This window comes from Kushneria halocnemicola, assembly GCF_965650455.1.
Taxonomy (GTDB): domain Bacteria; phylum Pseudomonadota; class Gammaproteobacteria; order Pseudomonadales; family Halomonadaceae; genus Kushneria.
Genome location: NZ_OZ287968.1, coordinates 1,260,182 through 1,272,894, shown reverse-complemented (window position 1 = coordinate 1,272,894; position 12,713 = coordinate 1,260,182). Strand labels below are relative to the sequence as shown.

Genomic DNA, 12,713 nt, shown 5'->3' with positions numbered 1-12,713 from the left:
AATGCACTGGCCGTTATACAGCTGCGGCAGATAAAGTGTTTCGGTCGGCTGCCGGCCAATAGTGTCGGGCAGCGTTATTTTTTACAATGTGTTCCTTGAATCTTGATTCCGCCTCGTTGACCGACGACCGGCGGACATTATTGTCACGAACCGACAGGATAGTCATGCTCGATCCCAAACTGCTGCGCAGCGACCCTGATGGCGTTGCCGCAAGCCTTGCCCGCCGCGGCTATGCCCTTGATGTTGACCGGGTCCGGGCGCTGGAGTCACGTCGACGTGAGCTTCAAACGCGCACCGAAGAGCTTCAAAACGAGCGCAATACCCGTTCCAAGGAGATCGGGCAGGCCAAGGCGCGCGGCGAGGATATCGAGCCGTTGCTGGCAAGTGTTGGCAATCTGGGTGATGAGCTCGACAGCGCCAGCCGTGAACTCGCCGGCGTGCAGGCCGAGTTTGAAGAGATCGCCACCGCCATTCCCAATCTGCCCCATGACAGCGTCCCTGACGGGCAGGATGAGGAAGACAACGTCGAACTGCATCGCTGGGGCACGCCCCGGGAGTTCGATTTTACCGTGCGCGATCACACTGACCTGGGCGGTCTGCACGGCTATCTCGACTTTGAGCTGGCCACCAAGATTACCGGCTCGCGCTTTGCCGTGATGCGCGGGCCCATCGCCCGGCTACATCGTGCGCTGGCGCAGTTCATGCTCGACAAGCAGACGCTCGATCACGGCTATGAAGAAGTGGCCGTGCCCTACATCGTCAATCGCGATTCGCTGTTCGGGACCGGGCAGCTGCCCAAGTTCGGCGATGATCTTTTCAAACTGGAAGGCGAGCAGGAGTATTACCTGATCCCGACCGCCGAGGTGCCGCTGAGCAACATCGTGCGTGACGAGATTCTCGACAGCGCACAGCTGCCGCTGCGCATGACCGCGCATACCCCCTGCTATCGCAGCGAGGCGGGTGCCTATGGTCGCGACACCCGCGGCATGATTCGCCAGCACCAGTTCGACAAGGTCGAGATGGTACAGGTGGTCGACCCCGAGCACTCCTATGAAGCGCTCGAGGAGATGCGCGGCCACGCCGAGGCGATTTTGCAGGCGCTGGAGCTGCCGTATCGAGTGGTAACGCTGTGCACCGGCGATATGGGCTTTGGTGCAACCAAGACCTATGACATTGAAGTGTGGCTGCCCAGTCAGAATACCTTTCGCGAAATCTCTTCGGTCTCCAATACGGAAGATTTCCAGGCGCGGCGCATGCATGCCCGCTTTCGCGCGCCGGGTCAGAAAAAGCCGACCCTGGTGCACACGCTCAACGGCTCGGGGCTGGCGGTCGGGCGCTGTCTGCTGGCGCTGATGGAAAATCATCAGCAAGCTGATGGTTCGATCACGGTGCCCGAAGTGCTTCGTCCCTGGATGGGTGGCGCCGAGCGTATCAACCAGCCGTAACGGTGCGCGCGTCGGCAGTTGATGCCGACGCGCCCTGTCATCAAGCGATAACGACAACTCTCAGAGCGCTTATGGAACTGCTTTCTCTTCAGTTTGATCCTCGTCATCTGGATGCCCATCTCATCGGCGCCGGTCAGGCTGCGCTGACGATGGCGCGTCAGTTCTGCGGACTTGAACTGGCCCTGACCCTGCACGGTGATATGATGCCGGCTCTGACGACGCTGGCACAGGAACAGGGCTGGCACTGCGTGGCGCAGATGCCGGAAACCGGTCAGCTCTGGATCGTGGCTACCGGCAGCGAGGCCGAGGATGCGCGCTGGGCAGACAGGGCGCGAGAGCGTGGTATCGGCGTCTACGTGCCGGCCTGTCCGGAGCGTTCCACCGTGCGCCTGCCGGCTCGCACTCAGGCGCTGGCGCCCGAAACGCCCAGCGCCCTGCGGCGTGGCCATGTCTCTCTGGTGGGCGCAGGCCCGGGCGATCCGGGGCTTTTGACTCTGCGCGCGCTGGAGCGATTGCAGGAGGCGGATGTTGTCATTCATGACCGGCTGGTGAGTCCGGAGATTCTGGCGCTTGCCAACCCGCAGGCGCGGCGCCTGTATGTCGGCAAGGCCCGCTCGGCCCACAGCGTGCCGCAGGAAGGCATCAATCAGTCGCTGGTGGATTGGGCGCGTGGTGGGTATCGCGTTGTGCGGCTGAAAGGGGGTGATCCCTTCATTTTTGGTCGTGGCGGAGAAGAACTGCAGGCGCTGGCGGAGGCAAAACTTTCCTTTGAGGTGGTGCCCGGTATCACGGCCGCCACCGGTATTTCCGCCTACACGGGCATTCCGCTGACGCATCGCGATCATGCCCAGTCGGTGCGTTTTGTCACCGGTCATCTGCGAAACGGCAGCTGCGATCTTGACTGGCAGACGCTGGCGGCCCCCGGTCAGACACTGGTCTTTTACATGGGGCTGGGCACGCTGGACACCCTTTGCCGGCAGCTGATTCAACACGGCCTGTCGGCGTCCACGCCCATCGCACTGGTGGAGCAGGGCACGACAGCCAGACAGCGTCTTCACACCGGAACACTTGAAGACCTGCCGGGCCGCCTTTGTGATCTAAAGGCCGCACCACCGACTCTGATTATCGTGGGCGACGTTGTAACTCTGCATGACACGCTGGGCTGGTTTGCCACGCAAACGGCCAGAAGTCTGGGGTGGGAAAGCGGCAAGCATCCTTCACCGCTGTCACTGGCAGACAGTCGTTGATGTCGTCAGCGTAAAAAGGAGAGATCGAACGTCGGAAAGGGCATGGGGATGTTTTGCATGTAGCCAATCACCAGCGCCAGCACGATGGGGCTGAACAAAGCGCACAGGGTCAGCACCAGCCAATTGAAGCGTTCATACCACAGCACATTGCGGTATCGGCGGTTGGAGGCCAGTGGGTTACGCAGTGAGCGATATCCCATCGGCAGCGTCTCTTCCGGGCTCTCGTCGTCGGTCACATTGTTATCCTGTTGCATCATCAGGACACCATCTGCGCCTGAATCAATGAGTCGATTAATACCTCCTCGCCTGTCTCCGGTCGTGTCACGCGCAAAATGATAAAGGCGGTACGGTGTGCGGATTCAAACGTGTTCCACGCCTTGTCGGGACACGTCAGAAAGGATTCCATCCAGCGTGATGCCCATGCCTGACAGGGCGTGTGGTGTTCCGGATAGCAGGGGTGGGTCATCACGGGCACTCCCTTGTAAACGATAGAGGTTTTGACAGTGTATCCCGTGATAGCGTTTCAGCGAATGCCGCTGTCACGATTATTGTCTGCTGTACCGGAAGAGCGTGTGGTGGATGTCGCGCTGCGCTGCTGGTAGCTGCGTTTTTCTTCGCGCAGATGACGCTGCGACTGGCGCAGCTGTTGCTGTTGCAGAGCGCGCTCGCCATGAGAGGTCGTTTGCTGACTGCGCAGGCTGGATTTCTGGCGATTGACGTCGGCTTCGCGGGACTGAATGCGCGAGTGCTGCTGAGCGCGCTCGAAGCGTTGCTGCGCGTCGCTATTGGCGCGCTCCTGTGAGGCGGCAATGCCCTGTGATGTGCCCGCTGCCAGCAACACAGCGGCGAACAGGGAAAGAAGACCCATGCGATAACAATGCATGCTGATACTCCTGTTGTCGGACACGGGGTGTACCACAACAATGCTAGCCTGCCTTTCGTGTCGTGCCGGCGCAAAAGAGTTGATACTCTTCGGCCATGGCAAGATCAAAGGCGGCTTGGCGAAACTCCTGCATGGTGCAGATATAGTGCCCGTTGGGACAGCGCAGTTCGTGGTGGTCCGGGGTGCGACCGGGCCAGGAGAGGGCGACGTTGCATTCGGGGCAACGTGGGCCACTTCCAGAGCGGGTTGAGTTCATGACATTTCCCTTGTCGGTATGAAGGGTAATCCTTGAGGCCGGCCATCGAAGGCGTTCCTTGCCGTCAATGCGCCGCGGACTCTAGCATAATGTAGTGCGTCGTACAGACCTGCCCGTATAGGCAAATAGGCTAGAAGGGGGGCAATTTAAGGCTGGACTAAAATCCCGGCCGTTTCGGGGAGAAGGCCACCATAAGTGGCCACATGATACGTCGGGCAGGATTTTCAAGATTTATTCGTGATTCGTGGAACCAATTCCGACCGCGGCAGTCAGAGATAGTGCAAGACATCCTTCTGGGTTTCTTTGCCCCTCTTTTACGAGGGGCTTTTCTTTGTCCGGAACCGTTAATCCCGTTATTTATGGGCTTTTGCTGATTGACTGGCGTGATGCATTGCGTACAATACGCCGCACTCGCGGGAGTGGTGGAATTGGTAGACACGCTAGATTTAGGTTCTAGTGCCGTAAGGCGTGAGAGTTCGAGTCTCTCCTTCCGCACCATCTGCTTTATCTGTATGCCCTCTGAAGTGCCTCCCTCAAGCCTTCAATAAGCCTAGCCTCAAACGATGTTCCCCCCTGAACGTGATTTCTAAAACGCTTTCAGCATGACTTGTCCTATGTACCTGTCTATATGCTGTCGGTCAGGCCTGCAAAAAGCCGAAATATCGCCGTAAAAAATGCTCTTCTCATACTGGAACGACTCTTTTCTGTAAAAAGCCTTCATGAGCGATAGTTCTCATATTCATGTCTGTCATGGCGGTCAGGTACCTTTGATCATCGTGTCATCAGGCATTGCCTGGTTTTGATCGATGCCAGAAAAGGCTGATGCACGGTAGCCCATCAGCCTTTGCGTCTTTTGAAAAGTGTCCTCAATGTTTGCCGGAGACATCATCCTTGTCATTGAGCTCCTGACAGGCGGATTGCGCAGCCTCCTCGGTCGTATAGGTTGCGATTTCCATTCGAGTGCCCTCCAGAAACACGACAAATCCTTCGACATGGTCGTTTTCACCCGTGGAGGTGAATTCCCCGGCCTGCGCGTATTGATAGGTATAGGGCATGGTGTTCTCCGATGAGTCAGCGTTATAAAAGTCCTTTTATCGAGGCTAGGGGAGGCGCTGGCGTCATGCCATGTCTGAACTGTTACGTTTGGTCGTTATTTCACAGCGTGTGTGAAAGCATCGATGAGGGTGCGGCCCCCGTTCATGTCAACGCGGCACCTTTTATCCTGACCTGCCACGATGAGTGACAGGGCACCATTTAGCGCCGGTGCTTCCTGCCGATACTTTTGACAGGGTCAAAGGGCATGCCATGACAGCAAAATCAAAATATTTATTTCAGGCCAGGGGGCGGCGTCTTTTTGAGATGCTGGATCGCGTGCTTGTCTGGTCCATGCCCGGGCATTGCAGCTTTTGCCTGGCAGGGACATCGGGTGACAGGCCCTGGTGTGAACGCTGTCTCGATGGGCTGGCATGGCTTGAGAGTGCCTGCCCTCTGTGCAGCGAGCCGAGACCGGCATCGGTGGCTGTCGACCTACCCTGTGGTCACTGTCTCAAAAAGCGCCCGGACTTTGACCAGAGCTGGGTGCCGTTTCTTTATGACGGCGAGATCGCGCGGCTGATCCAGCGCTTCAAGTTCAATGGCGATCGTCGTGCCGGCCATGTCCTGTTGCAGCTTATGTTGCACGCGTTCGAACAATACCGCGGACCGGTACAGGCCATCGTGACGGCCGACCTTCACTCCGAACGGGCACGCGCGCGCGGGTTCGATCAGACCCTGTGGCTGGGCCGGGAGATGGCCCATGCGTTGAATCTGCCCCTGCACCGAGCTGAGCGACTTCGAATGACACCGACCCAGCGAGGGCTGTCACGTTCGGCCCGCCAGCGTAACGTTCGCCGCGTCTATCGCGTGAGCTCAAGGCTTCCTGCCTCCGTGCTGTTATTTGATGACGTCATGACCACCGGCGCCACGCTCGAGGCGCTTTCACGTGCCTGCCGTGAGCAGGGCGCGGAGCATGTGAGTGCCTGTGCGCTTGCCCGTACCCCGGCGGGGCGCGCAATCTGATAGCATGGCGCCTCCAGACGCGGAGGTTGTGAATAGTGGCTCACCCCTTTGAACAGCTCGACCCGGCGCGCATTGTGGCGGCCATAGAAGCACAGGGCTTTCGTACCGAAGGCGAACCCTTTGCGCTTAACAGCTACGAAAACCGGGTCTTTTTATGGCGTGACGATGGCAATCAGCGCTTTATCGTCAAGTTTTACCGACCCGACCGTCTTACGGATGCCGCCATTGTCGAAGAACATGCCTTCGTCGATGAGCTTCATGGCGCAGGCTGTCCCGTTAACCGGCTCTGGCGCAATGATCTGGGCGATACGCTGCATTTTCATGACGGCTTTCGTCTGGCGATCTTTTACTTTGTACCGGGCCAGGCACCGGAGCTGGACAATCCCGAGCACCTCTTTGCGCTGGGCGGCGCGATCGGGCAAATGCATGCCGTTGCCAGGCGCAGGGCCTTTACGCATCGCGCCGTGCTGCGCCCCCACGCCATCGCGCACGAAAGTTTTGAAAGCATTCGCGCCAGTCACTGGCTCAGCGCGCGCCAGCGTCGTGCCCACGAGCAGATCAGTCAGGCACTGCTGGATATGCTGCCCGAAAAGGCGTGGCCGGATGATGCCTTTCAGCGCGTTCATGGCGACTGTCATCTGGGCAACATGCTGGGGCGGGAAAGTCATTTTTCGCTGGTGGACTTTGACGACTGTGTCATGGCGCCGGCCGTTCAGGATCTCTGGATGCTGCTGACCGGAGAAGATGAGCCTTCCTGGCAGGCGCAGCTGGCGGAGCTGATAGAAGGCTATGAAGAGCACTGCACCTTTGACAGGCGCCAGCTTGGATGGATCGAACAGCTACGAACGCTTCGTCTGGTGCGCTATAGTGCCTGGCTGGTGGAGCGCTGGAGCGACCCGGCCTTTCCTCGAGCCTTCCCCTGGCTTGCCAGTGAGAGCTACTGGGACCAGCATATCAGAACCCTTGAGCAGCAACGTGTGGCGCTGTCATCGCCTCGCTGGCTGGCGTAAGGCCGCGCTGACACGGTCTCCGGACCGATCGGAAATGAAACATGCCACGGCGCCCGAACAGGTGCTGGATATACCCGAAACGCAGGAAAGAAACATGAGTCAGGAGATGGAAAACCACTATCGCGAGATCCTTGCGGCCCTGGGGGAAAACCCGGAGCGCGAAGGGCTTCAGGACACGCCGGCACGGGCAGCCAAGGCCATGCAGTTTCTAACGCATGGTTATCAGCAAAGTCTGGGCGATATCGTCAACGATGCCGTGTTCTCATCGGATACCGACGAGATGGTAATCGTCAAGGACATCGAGCTTTATTCGATGTGCGAGCACCACATGCTGCCCTTTATCGGCAAGTGTCACATCGGTTATCTCCCGCGCGGCAAGGTGCTGGGACTTTCCAAGTTCGCGCGTATCGTGGACATGTATGCCCGCCGCCTGCAGATTCAGGAAGAGCTGACCCGCCAGATTGCCAACGCCGTCCAGGACGCCACGGACGCTCGCGGGGTCGGCGTGATCGTCGAGGCGCGCCACATGTGCATGATGATGCGCGGCGTGGAAAAGCAGAACTCAAGCATGAAAACCTCGGTCATGCTGGGTGATTTTCGTGAAAATCTGTCTACACGTCAGGAATTTTTGACGCTCGTCTATAACTGAGCACCCTGCACGGTGTCCCGGGTCGGTATCGATCCGGGGCAACGGTTCTCCTGTTTGATGGCATGTCCTATGCTTGGCACATATCCCGAGTGCTTCAGGGACCTCAAGTCGACAGGAGAACGACATGGATACGTTGAACGACCAGAGCCTTTTCAGACCCTTTGCCTATATTGACGGCAGCTGGGTGGCCGCTGACAGTGGCGAGCAGATCGAGGTCGACAATCCTGCCACGGGCGAGATCATTGCCCGGGTACCGCGGCTGGGCGCCGGTGAAGCGCAACGCGCCATTGAAGCAGCGCACGCTGCCTTCTCCGACTGGCGAGGCCGTACCGCCATTGAACGTGCCGATATTCTCTATCGCTGGTATGAGCTGATGATCGAGCACAAGCGCGATCTTGGCCGCATCATGACGCTGGAGCAGGGCAAACCCGTTGCCGAGGCCGAAGGCGAAATCATTTATGCCGCCAGTTTCATGCGCTGGTTCGCCGAGGAAGCACGGCGCGTCTATGGCGATACCATCCCGGGGGCGAAGCCCGATCAGCGCATCATGGTGCTCAAGCAGCCGGTCGGTGTGGTCGGTGCGATTACGCCCTGGAACTTCCCGTCTTCCATGATCACCCGCAAGGCGGCGGCCGCGCTTGCCGCAGGCTGTCCGATCGTGATCAAGCCGGCCGGCCAGACGCCGCTGTCTGCCACGGCGCTGGCGGTACTGGCCGAGCGCGCCGGGGTGCCGCGTGGCGTGTTCAACGTGTTGCCGGGCAGTGCCAGCGAGATTGGCAGGGCCATGACCGATTCGACGCTGGTGCGCAAGATTACTTTCACCGGCTCGACCGAAGTCGGGCGTCAACTGATGTCTCAGGCCTCGAGCCATATCCAGAAGATTTCGCTGGAGCTTGGCGGCAACGCGCCCTTTATTGTCTTTGACGATGCCGACCTGGATGCCGCAGTGGCCGGTGCCATGGCGTCCAAGTTCCGCAATGCGGGCCAGACCTGCATCTGCACCAACCGCTTTCTGGTGCAGTCGGGCGTCATCAACGCCTTTTGTGAAAAGCTGGCAGCGGCGATGAACGGCGAACTGGTCGTGGGCGATGGCATGAAAGATGGCGTCAACATTGGTCCCATGATCAATGAGGAGGCGGTCAACAAGGTACACGAGCATGTTCAGGACGCCATCGACAAGGGCGCTGAACTCATGATCGGCGGCCATCAGCACACGCTCGGCGGGCGCTTTTATCAGCCCACTCTCATAAGCGGTGCCAATGCATCGATGAAGGTCGCCTCGGAAGAGACCTTCGGGCCGTTGGCGGCCGTTTTCCCCTTCGATGACGAAGCGCAGGCGATCAGCATGGCCAACGATACCGAATTTGGTCTGGCCGCCTATTTCTACACCCGCGATGCCGGGCGTATCTGGCGCGTGGGAGAGGCACTCGAGTATGGCATCGTGGGCGTCAATGAAGGGCTGGTGTCCAACGCGGCGGCGCCGTTTGGCGGTATGAAAGAGTCGGGCCTGGGTCGTGAAGGCTCACGCTACGGGCTGGAAGAGTACATGGAAACGAAATATCTGTGCATGACGATCCAGTAACTCCGGGCCACGTAGTCAAATGCTGAATACGCCATTAAAAAACCCCGCCATGGCGGGGTTTTCAGCTTTCTGACGGTGGGTGACACCATCAGTGCTGTTGTTCGGGACTCAGGAACACATGCCGCCCGTGCTGGCATGTGCCGGTGTGAACCACCAGCTCTGCTCACTGGCGTAGCCATAGGTACCGGCGGTGGTTACGACAGTAATCGCAACGGCAACGGTAATTTTCTTGATGGTCAGTCCCTTGATGGTCAATGACTTCCACATGCGGGGTTACTCCGGACGGTTTTTTTAGTTTTTTTGCCAGTGCAGGTCATCGCAGCCGACGCTGATCGGGCAACGCATTATTGCCTGCAAAAGTGTTCCGGCACTGTGCCGTTTGGAGAAAGCAGGACTTCAAAAAAGCATGATTTTACATGGGCTGACATACCTCAGCCGAGAAGGCCTAGTCGGGATAAAATGATACTCAAAAGGACTGATATAACCCCCTGGTCCATGCTTTATCGTTGCAGACAAAAGGGGCCGCCATCGTGAGATGGCGGCCCCCTTTAATGAGTGATGGCGCTATTTCAATGCCTGAAATGGCGCATGCCGGTAAAGACCATGGTCATGCCGGCCTCGTCGGCGGCCTTGATGACCTCTTCATCACGCATGGAGCCCCCGGGCTGAATGACGGCCGTAATACCGGCAGCCGCGGCGTTGTCGATGCCGTCACGAAAGGGGAAAAAGGCGTCCGAGGCCATGACGCTGCCTTTCACTTCAAGGCCTGCCTGCTCGGCCTTGATGGCCGCAATACGGGCGGAATTGACGCGGCTCATCTGACCGGCACCGACGCCCACGGTCTGTCCGTTGCGGGCATAGACGATGGCATTGGACTTCACAAATTTGGCCACCTTCCAGGCAAACAGCAGATCATCAAGTTCTTCGGCAGAGGGACTACGCTGTGTAACCGTGCGAAGCTCGTCTTCGGTGACCATGCCGTCATCGCGTGACTGGACCAGCAGGCCCCCGGTGACCCGCTTGTAGTCAAAGCTCTCAACAGGGGTTTCAGACCAGACGCCGCATTCCAGCAGGCGCACGTTCTTCTTGTCGGCCACGGCCTGACGGGCGGTGTCGCTGACGCTCGGGGCAATGATGACTTCGACAAACTGGCGCTCGACGATAGCGGCTGCCGTGTCACCGTCGAGTTCACGGTTAAAGGCAATGATGCCGCCAAAGGCGGATTCGCTGTCGGTGGCAAAGGCCAGTTCGTAGGCGCTTTTAAGCTGGCCGTCACGACTGATGCCCACGCCACAGGGATTGGCATGTTTGACGATCACGCAGGCCGGTGCCTTGAATGTTTTGACACATTCAAGCGCGGCATCGGTATCGGCGACGTTGTTGTAGGACAGTTCCTTGCCCTGCAGCTGTACAGCACTGGCAATGCTGCCCGGTGCCGGCTCGCGCTCGGTATAAAACGCTGCCTGTTGGTGCGGGTTTTCGCCGTAGCGCATCTGCTGGCGCTTGTGGAACTGCGTCGACCAGGTGCGGGGCAGTGCCGATGTCTCGTTGTCACCGGCTTCGACGATGCCGCCCAGATAGCTGGCAATGGCGGCATCGTAGCCCGCCGTGTGCTCAAAGGCCTTGACCGCCAGGTCAAAGCGCAGGGTAGGGTCGGTCCCCTTGCTTGCGCCTGCAAGCGTTTCGAGCACGCGGGCGTAGTCGCTGGGGTCGACCACGATAGTGGTATAGGCGTGATTCTTGGCGCACGCACGCACCATGGTAGGGCCACCAATATCGATGTTCTCGATGGCGCGCTCCAGCGAGCAGTCCGGGTCGGCCACGGTCTCTTCAAAGGGGTAGAGATTGACCACCACCATGTCGATCGGGGCGATGTCGTGCTCTGCCATGACGTCATCATCCTGACCGCGACGGCCCAGAATGCCGCCGTGGATGCGCGGGTGAAGGGTCTTGACCCGGCCGTCCATGATTTCCGGGAAACCCGTATGTTCGGAGACCTCGGTCACGGCAATGCCCTGTTCATTCAAAAGGCGCCATGTACCGCCAGTGGATAGAAGCTCTACGCCCAAATCGGCGAGGCGGCGGGCGAAGTCTACAATGCCGTCCTTGTTGGAGACACTGATCAGGGCACGTCGGATCGGCTGGCAGGCGTGAGGCATTGCAGTCTCGTCTTGATGAGTCATGAGATTTCCGTGGCAGGCAGTAAGCGTGTCATGCGCGATCAGAGCACAAGGCTCAGATCAGATCGTACTGTTTGAGCTTTTTGCGCAGTGTGCCGCGGTTCAGGCCCAGCATCTGTGAGGCCTGCGTCTGGTTTCCGCGGGTATGGGCCATGACCGAGCGCAAAAGCGGGGCTTCCACCTCGGCCATGACCATGTTGTACAGGTCGGTTACGTTTTCGCCATCAAGATGGGAAAAATAAAGCGACATGGCCTGATCCACCGCTTCGCGCAGCGTACGCGACTGCGACTGATGCTGGTGAAGCTGAATGGGAGTTTCACCCGGGTGATCAGACAATGGATGACTAGTCATGCGGCACGCGTTCCATCTATGGGGGCGAACGGAGAATTTTCGGCGAAAAGCGCTGTCAGGTAGCGCTGCTGTGCTTCGCAGTCTTCAAGGGTGTTGAATTCGCGACGCCAGCGTTCGCCATGCTCGGCGCCGGCGAGATACCAGCCAATGTGCTTGCGTGCGATACGCACCCCCATATGCTCGCCGTACAGGGCATAGAGGGCTTTTAGATGACCGGTCATGACCTCGGCACGCTCATCCGGCGTCGGCGATGCCAGAAAGCTGGCGTTTTCGAGATAGTGCTCGATCTCGCGAAAGATCCAGGGGTTCCCCTGAGCGGCGCGTCCGACCATCACGGCGTCAGCGCCGGTATAGTCCAGCACCTGGCGCGCCTTTTCAGGGCCGTCGACATCGCCATTGGCAAACACCGGGATAGCAAGCTCGGACTTGATCCGGGCAATGGTGTCGTACTCGGCCAGACCCTGGTAGCGCTGCTCACGGGTGCGACCATGAACGCTCAGCGCCGCGATACCGGCGTTTTCAGCCATGCGGGCGATGGTGAGTGCGTTGCGGCTGTGTTCACACCAGCCCGTGCGAATCTTGAGCGTTACGGGGATATCGACAGCGCCCACCACCCGTTCCAGAATTTCGGCGACCAGCGCTTCATCGCGCATCAGGGCTGAACCTGCGGCCTTGTTGCAGACCTTTTTGGCCGGACAGCCCATGTTGATGTCGATGATTTCGGCACCGTTGTCGGCATTGACCCGCGCAGCGTCGGCCAGCATGTCAGCATCGCCACCGGCGATCTGCACCGAGCGGGGCCCGGGCTCACCGGTATGATCGAGTCGCAGGCGTGATTTGGGCGTGTGCCACAGTCGCTTGTCGGCGGTCACCATCTCGGAGACCACAAGACCTGCTCCCAGCGTTCTGCAAAGCTGGCGAAAGGGCCGATCGGTAATTCCCGCCATGGGCGCAAGAATAACGCGCCCGGCCAGCCGGTGAGGGCCGATACAGGGCAGTCCGCTAACCATTGAAAGCTTTATCCGGAAAAGGGAGGAACATGATAGCGACC

At 59.0% G+C, this 12,713-nt stretch carries 15 protein-coding genes and 1 tRNA gene; 7 read left to right on the top strand and 9 right to left on the bottom strand.

Annotated features, from left to right (window positions below; translation table 11 throughout):
* The first annotated feature begins 164 nt into the window (after positions 1 to 164).
* Positions 165 to 1,445, top strand: coding sequence for a serine--tRNA ligase (serS, locus tag ACS92L_RS05775; RefSeq protein ID WP_438767654.1), 1,281 nt, complete (start codon positions 165 to 167; stop codon positions 1,443 to 1,445).
* A gap of 71 nt (positions 1,446 to 1,516) precedes the next feature.
* On the top strand, positions 1,517 to 2,692 hold the full coding sequence (cobA, locus tag ACS92L_RS05770; RefSeq protein WP_438767652.1) for a uroporphyrinogen-III C-methyltransferase: 1,176 nt from the start codon (positions 1,517 to 1,519) through the stop codon (positions 2,690 to 2,692).
* Between the two features lie 5 nt (positions 2,693 to 2,697).
* On the opposite strand, the gene ACS92L_RS05765 is transcribed toward cobA, so the two are convergent.
* The 4 genes from ACS92L_RS05765 to ACS92L_RS05750 are packed head-to-tail and all read right to left on the bottom strand — an operon-like array spanning position 2,698 to position 3,831.
* A complete protein-coding gene (locus ACS92L_RS05765) occupies positions 2,698 to 2,949 on the bottom strand; it encodes a hypothetical protein (RefSeq protein WP_438767651.1) in 252 nt (83 codons plus the stop codon).
* Positions 2,949 to 3,161 carry a hypothetical protein gene (locus tag ACS92L_RS05760; protein ID WP_438767649.1) on the bottom strand — a complete coding sequence of 71 codons (213 nt, stop codon included), beginning with the start codon at positions 3,159 to 3,161 and terminating at the stop codon, positions 2,949 to 2,951. The genes ACS92L_RS05765 and ACS92L_RS05760 overlap by 1 nt, the downstream gene beginning before the upstream one ends.
* A 54-nt stretch (positions 3,162 to 3,215) precedes the next feature.
* Entirely contained in the window at positions 3,216 to 3,575 is a 360-nt protein-coding gene (locus tag ACS92L_RS05755) for a hypothetical protein (RefSeq protein ID WP_438767647.1), read from the bottom strand.
* A 43-nt stretch (positions 3,576 to 3,618) separates the two neighbouring features.
* On the bottom strand, positions 3,619 to 3,831 hold the full coding sequence (locus tag ACS92L_RS05750; protein ID WP_438767645.1) for a hypothetical protein: 213 nt from the start codon (positions 3,829 to 3,831) through the stop codon (positions 3,619 to 3,621).
* 413 nt (positions 3,832 to 4,244) lie between these two features.
* On the opposite strand from ACS92L_RS05750, the gene ACS92L_RS05745 reads away from it, so the two are divergent.
* Positions 4,245 to 4,329 (top strand) — tRNA-Leu (locus tag ACS92L_RS05745).
* Positions 4,330 to 4,697: 368 nt separating this feature from the next.
* Here the strand turns inward: ACS92L_RS05745 and ACS92L_RS05740 are convergent.
* Positions 4,698 to 4,886: a hypothetical protein gene (locus tag ACS92L_RS05740; RefSeq protein ID WP_438767643.1), complete on the bottom strand. Its 189-nt coding sequence runs from the start codon at positions 4,884 to 4,886 to the stop codon at positions 4,698 to 4,700.
* Between the two features lie 460 nt (positions 4,887 to 5,346).
* Here ACS92L_RS05740 and ACS92L_RS05735 point away from each other — a divergent pair, with 460 nt between their 5' ends.
* From ACS92L_RS05735 to ACS92L_RS05720, 4 genes are all read left to right on the top strand, one after another.
* Entirely contained in the window at positions 5,347 to 5,889 is a 543-nt protein-coding gene (locus ACS92L_RS05735) for a ComF family protein (RefSeq protein ID WP_438767641.1), read from the top strand.
* Positions 5,890 to 5,924: 35 nt separating this feature from the next.
* Positions 5,925 to 6,899 carry a serine/threonine protein kinase gene (locus ACS92L_RS05730; RefSeq protein WP_438767639.1) on the top strand — a complete coding sequence of 325 codons (975 nt, stop codon included), beginning with the start codon at positions 5,925 to 5,927 and terminating at the stop codon, positions 6,897 to 6,899.
* 94 nt (positions 6,900 to 6,993) lie between these two features.
* The gene (folE, locus tag ACS92L_RS05725) at positions 6,994 to 7,548 is read left to right on the top strand and encodes a GTP cyclohydrolase I FolE (protein WP_438768428.1); all 555 of its coding nucleotides are present in this window, start codon (positions 6,994 to 6,996) and stop codon (positions 7,546 to 7,548) included.
* Between the two features lie 124 nt (positions 7,549 to 7,672).
* Complete coding sequence (locus ACS92L_RS05720; RefSeq protein WP_438767638.1) at positions 7,673 to 9,130, top strand: NAD-dependent succinate-semialdehyde dehydrogenase; 1,458 nt, start codon at positions 7,673 to 7,675, stop codon at positions 9,128 to 9,130.
* A gap of 108 nt (positions 9,131 to 9,238) precedes the next feature.
* Here the strand turns inward: ACS92L_RS05720 and ACS92L_RS05715 are convergent, their stop codons facing one another.
* The 4 genes from ACS92L_RS05715 to dusB form a co-directional block, all read right to left on the bottom strand.
* The gene (locus ACS92L_RS05715; protein WP_438767636.1) at positions 9,239 to 9,397 is read right to left on the bottom strand and encodes a hypothetical protein; all 159 of its coding nucleotides are present in this window, start codon (positions 9,395 to 9,397) and stop codon (positions 9,239 to 9,241) included.
* Between the two features lie 302 nt (positions 9,398 to 9,699).
* A complete protein-coding gene (gene purH / locus ACS92L_RS05710; protein WP_438767634.1) occupies positions 9,700 to 11,313 on the bottom strand; it encodes a bifunctional phosphoribosylaminoimidazolecarboxamide formyltransferase/IMP cyclohydrolase in 1,614 nt (537 codons plus the stop codon).
* 52 nt (positions 11,314 to 11,365) lie between these two features.
* The gene (gene fis, locus ACS92L_RS05705; RefSeq protein WP_438767632.1) at positions 11,366 to 11,662 is read right to left on the bottom strand and encodes a DNA-binding transcriptional regulator Fis; all 297 of its coding nucleotides are present in this window, start codon (positions 11,660 to 11,662) and stop codon (positions 11,366 to 11,368) included.
* Complete coding sequence (gene dusB, locus ACS92L_RS05700; RefSeq protein ID WP_438767630.1) at positions 11,659 to 12,672, bottom strand: tRNA dihydrouridine synthase DusB; 1,014 nt, start codon at positions 12,670 to 12,672, stop codon at positions 11,659 to 11,661. The genes fis and dusB overlap by 4 nt, the downstream gene beginning before the upstream one ends.
* Between the last annotated feature and the right edge of the window lie 41 nt (positions 12,673 to 12,713).

What these genes read in the sequence shown, in the direction of transcription:
- serS (WP_438767654.1), top strand. Translation starts at nt 165, where the DNA reads ATGCTCGATCCCAAACTGCTGCGCAGCGACCCTGATGGCGTTGCCGCA.
- cobA (WP_438767652.1), top strand. Translation starts at nt 1,517, where the DNA reads ATGGAACTGCTTTCTCTTCAGTTTGATCCTCGTCATCTGGATGCCCAT.
- ACS92L_RS05765 (WP_438767651.1), bottom strand. Translation starts at nt 2,949, where the DNA reads ATGATGCAACAGGATAACAATGTGACCGACGACGAGAGCCCGGAAGAG.
- ACS92L_RS05755 (WP_438767647.1), bottom strand. Translation starts at nt 3,575, where the DNA reads ATGCATTGTTATCGCATGGGTCTTCTTTCCCTGTTCGCCGCTGTGTTG.
- ACS92L_RS05750 (WP_438767645.1), bottom strand. Translation starts at nt 3,831, where the DNA reads ATGAACTCAACCCGCTCTGGAAGTGGCCCACGTTGCCCCGAATGCAAC.
- ACS92L_RS05740 (WP_438767643.1), bottom strand. Translation starts at nt 4,886, where the DNA reads ATGCCCTATACCTATCAATACGCGCAGGCCGGGGAATTCACCTCCACG.
- folE (WP_438768428.1), top strand. Translation starts at nt 6,994, where the DNA reads ATGAGTCAGGAGATGGAAAACCACTATCGCGAGATCCTTGCGGCCCTG.
- ACS92L_RS05720 (WP_438767638.1), top strand. Translation starts at nt 7,673, where the DNA reads ATGGATACGTTGAACGACCAGAGCCTTTTCAGACCCTTTGCCTATATT.
- ACS92L_RS05715 (WP_438767636.1), bottom strand. Translation starts at nt 9,397, where the DNA reads ATGTGGAAGTCATTGACCATCAAGGGACTGACCATCAAGAAAATTACC.
- purH (WP_438767634.1), bottom strand. Translation starts at nt 11,313, where the DNA reads ATGACTCATCAAGACGAGACTGCAATGCCTCACGCCTGCCAGCCGATC.
- fis (WP_438767632.1), bottom strand. Translation starts at nt 11,662, where the DNA reads ATGACTAGTCATCCATTGTCTGATCACCCGGGTGAAACTCCCATTCAG.
- dusB (WP_438767630.1), bottom strand. Translation starts at nt 12,672, where the DNA reads ATGGTTAGCGGACTGCCCTGTATCGGCCCTCACCGGCTGGCCGGGCGC.